At 49.5% G+C, this 12,194-nt stretch carries 16 protein-coding genes; 3 read left to right on the forward strand and 13 right to left on the reverse strand.

Translation table 11 applies throughout. The features are described 5' to 3' along the window. Positions 1 to 12: 12 nt before the first annotated feature. The 3 genes from Q334_RS0104975 to Q334_RS0104985 form a co-directional block, all read right to left on the reverse strand. Positions 13 to 546, reverse strand: coding sequence for a DUF5943 domain-containing protein (locus tag Q334_RS0104975; RefSeq protein ID WP_027312241.1), 534 nt, complete (start codon positions 544 to 546; stop codon positions 13 to 15). 76 nt (positions 547 to 622) lie between these two features. Next, entirely contained in the window at positions 623 to 1,600 is a 978-nt protein-coding gene (locus Q334_RS0104980) for a dipeptidase (protein ID WP_027312242.1), read from the reverse strand. 301 nt (positions 1,601 to 1,901) lie between these two features. Continuing rightward, positions 1,902 to 3,338, reverse strand: coding sequence for an aminotransferase-like domain-containing protein (locus Q334_RS0104985; RefSeq protein WP_027312243.1), 1,437 nt, complete (start codon positions 3,336 to 3,338; stop codon positions 1,902 to 1,904). Between the two features lie 148 nt (positions 3,339 to 3,486). On the opposite strand from Q334_RS0104985, the gene Q334_RS0104990 reads away from it, so the two are divergent. From Q334_RS0104990 to Q334_RS0105000, 3 genes are all read left to right on the forward strand, one after another. After that, positions 3,487 to 4,389, forward strand: a complete 903-nt coding sequence (locus tag Q334_RS0104990) for a DMT family transporter (protein ID WP_035460819.1) — start codon at positions 3,487 to 3,489, stop codon at positions 4,387 to 4,389. Between the two features lie 72 nt (positions 4,390 to 4,461). Next, positions 4,462 to 4,821, forward strand: coding sequence for a MerR family transcriptional regulator (locus Q334_RS0104995; protein WP_027312245.1), 360 nt, complete (start codon positions 4,462 to 4,464; stop codon positions 4,819 to 4,821). Positions 4,822 to 4,988: 167 nt separating this feature from the next. Next, entirely contained in the window at positions 4,989 to 5,561 is a 573-nt protein-coding gene (locus Q334_RS0105000) for an NAD(P)H-dependent oxidoreductase (RefSeq protein WP_027312246.1), read from the forward strand. 69 nt (positions 5,562 to 5,630) lie between these two features. Here the strand turns inward: Q334_RS0105000 and Q334_RS0105005 are convergent, their stop codons facing one another. From Q334_RS0105005 to Q334_RS0105050, 10 genes are all read right to left on the reverse strand, one after another. Continuing rightward, entirely contained in the window at positions 5,631 to 6,137 is a 507-nt protein-coding gene (locus tag Q334_RS0105005; protein WP_027312247.1) for a DUF2867 domain-containing protein, read from the reverse strand. A gap of 168 nt (positions 6,138 to 6,305) precedes the next feature. Beyond that, positions 6,306 to 6,635, reverse strand: coding sequence for a 50S ribosome-binding protein YggL (locus Q334_RS0105010; RefSeq protein WP_027312248.1), 330 nt, complete (start codon positions 6,633 to 6,635; stop codon positions 6,306 to 6,308). Between the two features lie 409 nt (positions 6,636 to 7,044). Beyond that, the gene (locus Q334_RS0105015; protein ID WP_155888956.1) at positions 7,045 to 7,695 is read right to left on the reverse strand and encodes a hypothetical protein; all 651 of its coding nucleotides are present in this window, start codon (positions 7,693 to 7,695) and stop codon (positions 7,045 to 7,047) included. Next, positions 7,616 to 8,272 (reverse strand): DUF2971 domain-containing protein, encoded by a 657-nt coding sequence (locus Q334_RS0105020; protein ID WP_027312250.1) that lies wholly within the window; start codon positions 8,270 to 8,272, stop codon positions 7,616 to 7,618. The genes Q334_RS0105015 and Q334_RS0105020 overlap by 80 nt, the downstream gene beginning before the upstream one ends. 89 nt (positions 8,273 to 8,361) lie before the next feature. Continuing rightward, positions 8,362 to 8,838, reverse strand: a complete 477-nt coding sequence (locus Q334_RS0105025) for a GNAT family N-acetyltransferase (RefSeq protein WP_027312251.1) — start codon at positions 8,836 to 8,838, stop codon at positions 8,362 to 8,364. Between the two features lie 58 nt (positions 8,839 to 8,896). Beyond that, complete coding sequence (locus Q334_RS0105030; RefSeq protein WP_027312252.1) at positions 8,897 to 9,175, reverse strand: hypothetical protein; 279 nt, start codon at positions 9,173 to 9,175, stop codon at positions 8,897 to 8,899. Between the two features lie 318 nt (positions 9,176 to 9,493). Continuing rightward, the gene (locus Q334_RS0105035; protein WP_027312253.1) at positions 9,494 to 9,895 is read right to left on the reverse strand and encodes a hypothetical protein; all 402 of its coding nucleotides are present in this window, start codon (positions 9,893 to 9,895) and stop codon (positions 9,494 to 9,496) included. A 107-nt stretch (positions 9,896 to 10,002) separates the two neighbouring features. Beyond that, the gene (locus Q334_RS0105040; protein WP_027312254.1) at positions 10,003 to 10,395 is read right to left on the reverse strand and encodes a VOC family protein; all 393 of its coding nucleotides are present in this window, start codon (positions 10,393 to 10,395) and stop codon (positions 10,003 to 10,005) included. 99 nt (positions 10,396 to 10,494) lie between these two features. Then, positions 10,495 to 10,992, reverse strand: a complete 498-nt coding sequence (locus Q334_RS0105045; RefSeq protein ID WP_027312255.1) for a DUF2867 domain-containing protein — start codon at positions 10,990 to 10,992, stop codon at positions 10,495 to 10,497. Between the two features lie 109 nt (positions 10,993 to 11,101). After that, on the reverse strand, positions 11,102 to 11,950 hold the full coding sequence (locus tag Q334_RS0105050; RefSeq protein WP_027312256.1) for a hypothetical protein: 849 nt from the start codon (positions 11,948 to 11,950) through the stop codon (positions 11,102 to 11,104). Positions 11,951 to 12,194: the final 244 nt, after the last annotated feature.

Consider the following 12,194-nt stretch of genomic DNA (forward strand, 5'->3'; position numbering starts at 1 on the left):
CAACACCTCAACTCAAGACAGCGGACGGGTGATAAAGAGGCCGACCTCGCAGCCTTCTTCAGCGCCACTCTGGATTTGTTCGGCCTGGGTGCGCAGGCTGGAGCCACTGGCCGCCAGAATCTGATCCATCGCGCCGGCAAACCAACCGGTGAACATATACTCAATCTTGCGACCGACCTTGCCATACTCGTAGACAAAGGCGGAGTGCTCTAAACGCACGCGGCAGGTACCGGCGGCCACATCGATCTCTTCAATCTTGAACAGCCCCCAGCCACGCTGGGACAGACGGTTCATGTAGTGCTCAAACACCGCCACGCCGGATAAACCATGGCACTCGGCCTCTTTTTCACACCAGTGCCAGGCGGACTTGTAACCGGCCTTGTAGAGGATCTCGGCGTAGGCATCGGCCCCCAGGGCTTCTTCAATCGCCTTGTGGTTGTTAATAAAAAAGTGACGTGGGACGTACAGCATCGGCAGGGCGTCGGTGGTCCATACGCCGGTTTCGCTATCCACTTGAATCGGCAGGGCTGGGGCTTGTGCGCTCATCGAACTAACCTCGGTATCGACCGGGGGCAACCCCCGGTATCTCATTATTGTTGGCGGACTGTTGGCGAATGCGGGCTTATTCGCCCCAGACATCAGCAAGGATGCGAACCCAGTTCTCACCCATAATCTTGCGTACCTGACGCTCGGAGAAACCGCGCTTCAGCAGGGCTTCGGTCAGGTTGGGGAATTCACCCAGGGTGCGAATACCCAGGGGGTTAACGATCTTGCCAAAGCGGGTCAGGCGGCGGGCATAGCCCTTGTCGTGGGTCAGCCACTCGAAGAAATCCTGGCCGTGGCCCTGGGTAAAGTCGGTGCCGATACCAACCGCATCTTCCCCGGCGATATTGACCACATACTCGATCGCTTCGACGTAATCCTCGATGGTGGAATCAATGCCATTCTTGAGGAAGGGGGCAAACATGGTGACGCCGATAAAGCCGCCGTGATCGGCGATAAACTTCAGCTCTTCATCGGACTTGTTACGGGGGTGCTCCTTCAGCCCGGAAGGCAGGCAGTGGGAATAGCACACCGGTTTTTTCGACTCCAGAATCACCTCTTCCGAGGTTTTGGAACCGACGTGGGACAGGTCACACATCACCCCTACCCGGTTCATCTCGGCCACGATCTCACGGCCAAAGCCGGACAGGCCACCATCGCGCTCATAGCAGCCGGTACCCACCAGGTTCTGGGTGTTGTAGCACATCTGCACAATGCCCACCCCCAACTGCTTGAAGATCTCCACATAACCGATCTGGTCTTCAAAAGCATGGGCATTCTGGAAACCGAAGATAATGCCGGTTTTGCCTTCTTCCTTGGCACGACGAATATCACTGGTATGACGCACCGGGCGCACTAAATCGGCGTTTTCAGTCATCAACTGATTGAAGGCGGCGATATTATTGACCGTCGCCTGGAAGCCCTCCCACACCGACACGGTGCAGTTGGCCGCGGTGAGGCCGCCACGGCGCATATCCTCGAACAATTCCCGGTTCCACTTAGCGATAACCAGGCCATCGATGACGATGGAATCTTGATGTAATTCGGCAGCGTTCATGGCTCCCACCTTCAACGTCGGGTGTCAGTTCAGGACCCTGGCATGCAGGTATCCTCTGTCTTGATGTTGGCAGTCTATCCCTGCCACCTGGGCCCAGAGTCGTCGAAAACGACAGCAGAGTTGCCAATTACGTCATGGCTACGACGTGCAGAGATGCAAAAACACCAGAGACGACCTGATCCTGCCTTAAGCGGGCCCAAACGAGGTCAAATAAGAAACACTGAGGGAGGACGATGGGGACGACAGTGGCTAAAAAGCACCCCGCCGCCCCAGCCAATGACGGCGGCAAAATAGCCAGGGCTCAGCGCGCTTTGAGCTGCTGCGCAAGCCAACGGAAAAACTCGGGACGCTGACAATAGCTGGCATTCAAACGTAAATACTCCTCACTACCAGGCTGCTGGCTGAACACCTCCCCGCTGGCCAGGAAGATGCTATCCCGCTGCGCCTGCTCAATCAGCCCAGGCACGGATACCCCAGCAGGCACCCGCGCCCAGATAAACAAGCCCTCTCGCTGATCCTGCTCGAAGCGGAAGCCTAAGCGCTGCAAGCCAGTCATGCTCTTGCTGCGGGCCTCCATGACCCGCTCCTGCAGACGCTCCACATGGCGCTGGAAGCGTCCGGCCTCCAACACGTACTGCACCAGGGTTTCATCCATTAACGAACAGGCCATCACACTGGCGACCTTGTGTTCAAGCAGCGGTTGCATCCAGCGCGCAGGGGTCAGAATCAAGCCGATCCGCAATGCCGGGCTCAGCACCTTGCTAAAACTGCTGAGGTAGAACACCCGCTCATTCATCCCCCCAGTAGCCGGATTATGCTGCTGCGGCTGGGCCAGCTGGGCCAAATAAAAGCGCTCGCTACTGGCCAAATCGCCAAAGATGTCGTCCTCCGCCACATAGAAACCATACTGCTCCGCCAGCATCAGCAAACGGTGCGCCACCGCCATCGAGGTATGGCCACCAATCGGATTATGGGCCAGGGTTTGGGTCAATAACAGCTTGGGCCGGTATTGCTGACACAGCTGAGCCAACACCTGCAAATCCGGGCCATCCGCCCGCCGCGGCACCCGTAACACCCGCCCCGCCAGGGGGCTGTTGCTCTGCTTGAGCTGCAGCAGAAAATAGCTGGGGTCTTCCACCACCACATAGTCATCCGGCGCCAGCAACGCCTGACAGAGTAAAAAGAAACCGTGGGTCACCCCATTGGTCAGCAGGATGCGTCCGGCATCGGCCCCCAGGCCTTTTTCCCGCAAGCGAAAAGCCAGGCGCTCACGCAGGCCATCACTCCCCGCAATCGGCGCGGGGGCTCCCTGTAACAGCGCGGTGCGCATCAGCCGTCCGGTGACACTGGGGCTCACCGCATCCTCCAGCCAGGCGGGGGGCAAAAAGCCGCAACTCACCGGCAAGCGATAATGCTGGGTGTTGAGGGAGCGGCGCAAAAACGCCACCCCAGGATGACTGGCAGGCAGGGGAGCCAACTCCACCGGTTGTGCCGGTACCGTCTGCGGTGGTGCCACAAAGTAACCACTGCCACGGCGCGCCTGGACTACCCCCAACCCCGTCAGACGATCATAGGCGCTGGCCACGGTGAAGCTGCTCACCCCCAAGCGCTCTGCCAGCTGGCGCACTGAAGGCAAGCGACTGCCCGGCTGCCATTGCTGGAGCTCAATCAGCCCCACCACCCCATCACAGATTTGGTTGACCAGTGGCGTACTGGCCTGACGATCCAGGTTAAACATGCACTCTCCGGCAACTGTATTGGCCCAAGGTCATAACAGTTTGCTACCAAGCCCGCCAACTGTCTAGGTACTTTGACCTAACACTTTTCTAGCATGGCAAACAGCTATCCCCTTAACCACGACATGAGCCTGCCATGTGGAGTTACCTATGAGCCTTGCCACTCCCGCCCTTCATCCCGGCCTGCAGCAACCCAGCCAAAGCGCCGCCTATATGCTCGCCTTGCTGGCGGTTGCCGGCTTTGCCATGACCCTCCCGGCCACCAAAGTACTCACTGAGATGCTGTCGGCGCAGCAGATTGGCCTATACCGCGCGGTCATTGCCGCAGCCGCCGCCTTGCCATTACTGTGGCTGGCGCGCGCCCCCTGGCCCAAGCGCCAGCAACTGACGGGCTTAGCCGTGGTGGCCGCCGGCAATATCTTTGGCTTTCCGCTGCTCACCTCCGTCGGCATGCAATACGTGCCCGTCAGCCACGGCGCCGTCATTATTGCCGCCATGCCCCTTGCCACCGCACTAGCCTCTGCCCTGCTCAGTGGCATCCGCCCGGCACCGCGCTTCTGGCTCTATGCCAGTAGCGGAGCCGTTTTAGTGCTGGGATATAGCATCTGGCAAAGCGGGGCCAGCGGCCTGTATTGGGGGGATCTAGCCCTGGTAGGAGCCGTACTGCTCGGTGCCATCGGCTATGCCAAGGGGGCCGAACTCTCCCAGCAAATGCCCGGCTGGCAGGTGATTTGCTGGGTCGTGGTGCTGAGCCTACCTCTCAGCCTGCCCTGGTCACTGCTGGTCTATACCCCAGGCAGCTTAAGCCAACTGCCCGAGCTGGGCTGGGCCGCGCTGTTATATATCGGTCTGGTTAGCTCGTTGTTTGGTTTTTTCGCCTGGAACAAGGCCCTGGCCACAGGCGGAGTGGCCCGCATCAGTCAGGTGCAGTTACTCCAACCCTTTCTGACCTATGCCTACTCCATCGTGCTGCTGGGAGAAAGCTGGAACAGCCTGACCGCCGGGGTCTGCGCCCTGGTGATCGGACTGGTGTGGTTATCTAAACGCCACTGATACCCTACTAGGCTTGTTTCGCTGGGCTGGATGGGGTTAGCTGGCAACCCTGTCCCGCTTGCTGGAGTCTTTATGTATATCGGTGAAGTCGCCAAACGTACCGGCCTATCCATTAAAGCCATCCGCTTCTATGAGGCCAAAGGGCTGATCCCACCGCCCTTACGCCAGGGCAATTACCGTCTCTACCGTGACAGCGACCTGGAACTACTCAGCCTGCTGGCGGAAGCCAGACAACTGGGCATTCCCCTGGCACGGCTACAGGGGGCGATTCGTTACCGCGACGGCCAGGTTGACTGGCAACGTATTCAGCAGTTTCTGCTGGAGGTCAAACAGCAATTCATCACCGAGCAACAGCGTCTGGCGGAGCAAATCAGCCGCCTCGAACGTTGCCTGTCCGCCCTGGATGGCTGTCCGCTTAATCACACCAGCTAATCTCACTTACGATAACAGCCTTGACTCTCCCCTTAAGGGGAGGGCTTAGGCTGGCGCTGTTTCGACGGCATGTCGCTGCGACCTATGGCTATGACTATCCCTACGGCCTATGCCACGACCTATAGCTACGACCTGCCCCATCAATCAGCCTTATAGCGAGTGACCAGATGAAGAAAATCCTCCTTCTAAACGGCAACCCGAAAAGCGCCAGCTTCGCCAGCCTGCTTAGTGATACCTACCATATTGAGGCCAGAGAACAGGCCGAGGTACGCCGCTTTAATCTAACCGAGATGGACTTTAACCCCAGCCTGGAGCAAGGCTATGACGCCATCCAACCGCTGGAACCCTGTCTGCTGCAATGGCAGCAAGCCCTGCAATGGGCCGACCACCTGGTCATCATCACCCCGATTTGGTGGGGCGGCCTGCCCGCTAAGCTCAAAGGCCTGCTGGATCGCACCTTACTGCCCGGCTTTGCCTTTCAATACGATGGCAACAGCGCCGTGCCTACCCCGCTCCTAGTTGGCAAGAGTGCCCGCCTGCTACTGACCATGGACGCCCCCGCCGACTATGCCGCCGAACAAGCCGCCCCGGTACTGGCGCAATTAGATCGCTTTAGTTTGCAGTTTTGTGGCATTGGCCCCGCCGAGGTCAACCTGTTTGGCTCCGTGATCCTCTCCGATGAAACCCAGCGGCAACAATGGCTGGCGGAAGTACAGGCACTGGGACGCGCCGGGGCTTAAAGATGGCGGATGGCGGCTAACCACTGCGATCAGCCGATCACAAACACAGCAGCCATCCGTTTTGATCACTCAGCCGCGTGCAGGCTTGCGCAACTGTTTTAATGAACTCGGCACAATCAGCTTATGTACCGGCCCAACAAAGAACATATAAAGCTTGCCGAAACCGTTATGCACATGCACCACCGTGGTGGCATGCAGGCGCTGCACCCCCGCCTCGTTTTGCAGATAAAACGAGACTTTCACATCCAGATGCTTATCCCGATCCTCCAGAATCACCTCCTCCGGACGATTAAGCACCACCTTAAAAATACCCAGGGAGTCTCCGGGCTGATACGCCTCACTCGGCTTCGCCGCATCATAATCCGCCATCCGGCCAAGATGCTTCAGCCCCAACTTACTCACAATCCAATTACGCAACGCCATCAACTGATTAACCCAACGGGGCATGCGCTCCACCAGAGTTAAATACACATCCAGCGCACTTTGCTGCTCCGCCTGCACCTCGGTGACAAAGTGATCGTGAAAATACGCCCCTTCAACAAAATCCTGAATTTTGCCATATGACTGGGTGGTCATTTTATCTCCCTATAAAGTTTGTTATGCGGTTAGGTATGATAATCCAGCTAACACTTTAAAAGCGGCAATATCTTTAAAACAAAAGTCTATGATATTGCATCCTTACTGCATTTTTCGGATAAGTGACACCGCTTTTTATATTCCCTATTGGTTGTCTGTCATAGGTTGTTATACACCATAATTTGCATCAACCAACTCACCAATGTGCACATTCGTTATTCCCGCCTGGGCTTCCAGCCATGCTTTCACTGTCACCCGGTCTTCATTTGTCGGCGAACCGTAACGAAACTCGCTGCACAAAAAGCCAGAAAATGTGTCAGGCGAAAAGCCAACTGCACAAATAAGATGTAGGGAGTCAGTAAACTCAAGAAACACATCTAAAAAGCTATCGTCTTCGTCACGACTCACAGTGGATTGACAAGTAAACTCAAATCCAAAGATTGCAAACTCCTCTAAATAGAGCTTCTTTCTCAATCTTCTTTTTCGTTTCGTTGGCATAAGCCTCTCCAAACATAACGCCCCACAAGAGGCAAACAAATAAGCGCGCGTTTTGGCTGCCCCAGCACCAACGGGAGCAATTGCTGCGACTTGATAGGCGTTTTTCTACTTACTTTCGAGTTTTTCGTTGATTGCATTGAACAACAATACTCCAAAAAGAACTACACAAGCTGTAGCCACAGTTTTCCACGCCACATCAGGATCAATATACTCCCAAATAGCTAACACGCAAATTAGTACAGATATTGATATACATGCAGTACTTATAGTGAAAATAATCTTTTTCACAATCCATCTCTCCCTAGTTTGCCATCCACCCAGGAGTCGGGCACATAACGTTTGGTTAAGAAGCAGCCCAAAGTGCAGTTTTTGGACGTCCCAGCGAGCGATTTGAACCAATTATTATGTTTTACCAGCGCATCCCGGCACCAATAATGTGGCACTCATCTGGTTTTTTGTCATTGATCGACTTTATGTACTCGTTCCACTGCTCTTTGTTCATATCCTTATCGTTTTGATCGACTTCGCTCTGTAGTTTGGCGCAGGCTTTTTTGCTGCTTTCGATGGCTGCTAGGCGTTCGGAAAGATAATTAGCATCAACCCTTGATCCATTTATTGGACCAAAATAAAGAGTATTTCCGTCCTCCGATAACTTCAGCGGCATGTTGTTGTAGGATAAGCCGTCAGCTGTCTCTGTTAGGGCGATAGCATTACTTTTGCGAATAGCATCCTCGACAAAGAGATATGCATCACCATCTTTTTTGATTTCTGAAATTTTCTCAGTACCTGATAGGTTATGCTTGTATTTATAAAATCCGATAGCCTTTTCATTGCTGTCGCCACAGGCCGTGATGAAAAATGTGAGTGCAATTGTGATTAGTGGCTTGGTTTTCATGTTTACCTCATGTAGTGAATGAAGCATAGCGCTCGTAACACTTGACCGAAAAAGTGCAGTTTTTGGAGTCAAATGCTTACGCTTGTTAGGACCATAGTTTTGGGTTTCTTTGAGGAACAACTGCAAACGATTTAAAAGCCAGTCGCGCCTTAATTTTTTCGACATGCTGTAGCTCCTTGCCTAACTCTTTGGAAAGACGAGCCTTGGTAATATCTGATTCAGCGCCTACAATGACTTGCTTTAGGATCAAATGATCAGAAAAATTTGCGAAATAAAGACCCGTAGCGCCATCCGCTTCGTCGAGTGTTACAAATGCTCTATATTCGTTTTCATATTTCCAATGCGTGTACTTCGTAAACATAATTTTTCTAACATACTCTGCAGATAGCTCACGAGGTGTTTTCAACTGATCAAGCTCAACGGCTAGGCGCTTCCCAGAGTATGAGACTGGACCTACGGAAGCATCGGCAACATCGAAACCTAAACAAAGCCCCTTGTGCCTATCGGCATAGTGGCTCCACATCACAGGGTTACTCCATTTAGTGCTAAAACAAAGCAAACCTCTCTCTTGAGAAATTTGTCTTTTCATTTTCTGAAAAGCTGCTCGGAGTTTTTCATCTTTAAAATTTACACCGGCGAATTCAAATGGGTCGTTTAGCTCATCAATTCGTGCAATTTTCAACCTTCGATTTCGAATGCCTTCTAGGCCATATTTTTCATTGATAAAATGGTAAAGTCTCATCACAAGTCCTAACGATTAAGCTAATGGGCGGTCAAAAGCGCAGCTTTTGGACGTCCAGCGAACGAAGTGAGCGACGGTTGAGCGCATTGTTAGCTGATGGCCCGGAAGAAGTGCTGCACTTTAAAAGGAAGAGCAAATTTTGCCTGGAAGCCTAGCTTCCTTAAGAGATCTTTCATTGCTCTTGATTTTCTTTTTACTCTTGATGTTGCAGTGCTGCCTTTTTCTAGAGTTGACAGCGTGTTGTTTATCAGGCTCTCAGCATAGCCCTTTCGTCTGTGTTCAGGAGCTATAGCCATGATGTAAATTTCAGCCACACCTTCACTCCTATGTAGAAGCCATAGAAAGCCGACGCTGCGCTCTTCAATTACTAATACATGAATACTTGAAGGATACACTCCGTCAGGCATTGGGCATGCGCCAGCGTTAATGGTTCTCTGCATCTGCTCGATCAGAGGCTTCTGGTACTCAGGAATGACCCAGATTGGACTGAAGTGATCTTTAGAATTTCTTACTATCAGCTCAAGGATAAATTGCCCATCATTGTTTGAGGCTTTTCGGATTTTCATGTCTATTTTCAGCTCACATCTTAATACTGAGCATGCTTATTTTCTCTCTCAAGAAAAATTAGCAAAATCCATGCTGAGCATTTGAAATTAAAATATAAAAGTCGACTTCAGAACTGACTTTCTCCGTTAAAAACGCGCATGCGCGTTTTTCTGCAAAGCATTGCGCGTTATCTTGCAGCGTGCTTTCCCTAACAGGTTGATACTCGTTCAATTTTTCAAGAAAGGCTAGAGCAAAACAAGCAAACATGGGTAGAAAAACACGCACACTGACAATCCACCAAAAAATATACTGTTTGAATAACCAACCAAACAGCAATAACGTGGCGCCATCCGACATAAGGGCCCCCTGTTGGAAGGCGCCTGCGGCTTTTCCAATCTACAGCCAAGATGACAGGCAACGAGCCGCCCCAGGAGCCAGCGACTTGTGGAGGAGCAGGATGGAATAATATCGTTACCGCATTGTTGGCCAATTTCGCTATAAGTGCGGGTTCCGGTGAGTTATCTGGTACCCGTATGCGTTCCCACGTACAACGTGGGAACGAGAAAAAATATAACGCCCGCTTATGTGGATGAAAAAGACTTAACTAAAACTAGCGACAATGAAACGCAAGCCAAGCCTTTTTCTTTCTACCATGAAGCGCTTGTTATATTTTTATTAATTATTATCTACTCTTTGAGAGTGCCAAGTACCACTGCAATTATATAAATCTTTCCATGTACCATTAGCCTTGCCCCCATCCTCAGAGATTACGCCATCATACTCAACCGCCGTAATCTTCGTAATGGCAAAGCCGCCAGATATATGATTATCAGCATCAATTGTTCCAGACACTTTATAATCACGACCAAAAGTATCGCGAGCCGATCCTACAATTTTATTATGCAAAATTTCAAAAACGCCAGTAGCATCAGCACACGCTCCTCCATTCTTATCGAATTCAGTATTTGCTACAGCAACAACTTTGTGTAAGTTCTTTGGACTATCATCAACATTGTTCTCCACAGAAGAACATCCAGATATAAGTAGCAAAGACAAACTTAAAGAAGCCAATTTCATAAACATACTCCTTGTTGGATAAAATATAGCGATTAAGCTAATGGGCGGCAAAAAAGCGTAGTTTTTGGGCGTCCCGAGTGAGCGAAGCGAGCGACTTGAACCAGTAGTTAGAATTCACTGACCCTAACTTGAAATATATTGCCTTCTGGGTCGGCAGCATCACACACTTTGCTTCCTTGAAATAGCCACTCACGTTCGGGATCATTTAATTTTCCACCAAGCTGTACTGCTATTTTTCGAGCAACAACAAGGCTCATAACGGGAAAGCAAAGCTTTATTGCGGTATTTTCTCTGCGCTCTGGCGGTGATGAGATTGTAATTTTATCTGCAATCGTTGGTGCGGCAGCCACCACCGTTAATTGAAAATTCGGAGATTCAAGCACAACATAATCAGGTTCTTGATGAGTAATTGGCAGTTCTGCCAGCTCACAATAAAACTGGCTTACGCGCTGAATGTCTTTTGCGTAGATGACTGCTCCCGCGAGAAATTTTCCGTTCATACAATCTTCCTTGAGGCTGCTGGGGCGCATAAAAGCTTAGCTAAAACTAGTAACGAAGGAGCGCAGCCAAGCTTTTTGCGTCCTTCCATGATGGCATTGTTATATACGACCTGCTTTGAGCGCTTGCTTAATACAATATTTAGCAACCAATTTATGAAATGGCTTTATAAACGCCATATACACCTTACCAGCTTTAGTTTTTAAATTTACTAAAGTGGAAACAGCAAACTCTTGCTCTGATAATTTTAAAACTGATAACCACATATCCATATTAGACTCATAAGCACCACAAATAACTTCATCAGGTTCGACAGACTCAATAATAAGAAAACCAGCTTTTTTACCTACTTCTATATCTTCTAGAGGCAAGCTCATTTCAGTATTACTAGCAGAAAACCCAATGTGTTTAACAATTGAATTGCGTAAAGATAAGGCTAGCTGTACTGGTTTTGGCAAATACCCAAATATGCTGTGATATACATTTTTCGCTTCTAGGTCAGCTTTATTAACCTGCACTTTAAATGAATCTCGGTAATATGAGTTTAATTCCTTACCATTAATCTTTGTTTCTACTGGAAAATCTATTTCTGAAACCATGATTAACTTCCTTGGAGCATATAACGCCCAGCTCACCGGATTGGTGAAGCTGGCGACTTTTTTGGAACAAAAAAGGTGATAGCTTTGCCAAGTCCGGTGCAGCTGTTTGTTATGCCTGAATGCTCAAAGCCCACTGAACCCCCGTTATTTCTCGGAACACCTTCATTGTCAAAAATGCATAGATTAAAGAATATTCTTTGTATTCCTTATATTCGGCCATAAGTTCACGGAATACTTTTGAAGACTCCATATTATTCGTAATTACTTGGCTTGTATGGGTAATGAACTGTTTGTTTTTCATATCATGTGTTGCTTCGATACGCCGCAACTCTGATACCAAATCTATATTTTCAAGCATCTCCGGTTTACTACAGGCAATGGAGTGAGTTCCTGCCTGAGTATAAGTATTTTTTGAATGATTATTCAGCTTTGACGATTTTTGAAAGTTAGAATTATTAATAATTTCCCTATTCTTCTTGAGACTTACAAGCTCAGACATACTTTTTATTGCCGGAGATGCATATAAGACTAAAGCTTTATCCCCAAATGATTGGTCGATTTTTGAAAGTATCTGATGTTGTGAAGTGTATATATGATATCGAAAGTATTCTGCTTGCCAGTGATGCCACTCTTTTCCATTTGAGGTTGTTATATATTCCGGCCTTTTATATTGCAGAAATATATTTGCTTTTATATTAGGAATTTTATCAATAAAGTGATCCAGCTCTTGCTCTAATTCATGGGCTATATCTAATAGACTTACACCAGCAAAATGGGGAAAGAACCAAAATGGATAGCCCAACTTACGCCAAAGGTCTCTGTTATTAGAATTAGATGCGGCGTCAAAACCTAGCAGCCCTTCCAATACTTGTCCTGGCGGGAAGTATACAGATGACTTTGAGTCTAGTTCATTGTTGAAGTAGCTTTCATAAGTCTTTTCTTCGAAATCAACCTTCATTATTTATTAGATTCCTTCCTGATACATGCAGAGGCATAACATTTAAATACTGCGCATGCTCATTTTCTCTCTCAAGAAAAATCAGCAAGAGTCATGCTAAGCATTTGAAATTAAAATATAAAAGTCGACTTCAGAACTGACTTTCTCCGTTAAAAACGCGCATGCGCGTTTTTCTGCAAAGCATTGCGCATTATCTTGCAGCGTGCTTTCCCTAACAGGTTGATATTCGTTCATTTTTTCAAGA

Source organism: Balneatrix alpica DSM 16621 (assembly GCF_000619885.1).
Lineage (GTDB): Bacteria > Pseudomonadota > Gammaproteobacteria > Pseudomonadales > Balneatricaceae > Balneatrix > Balneatrix alpica.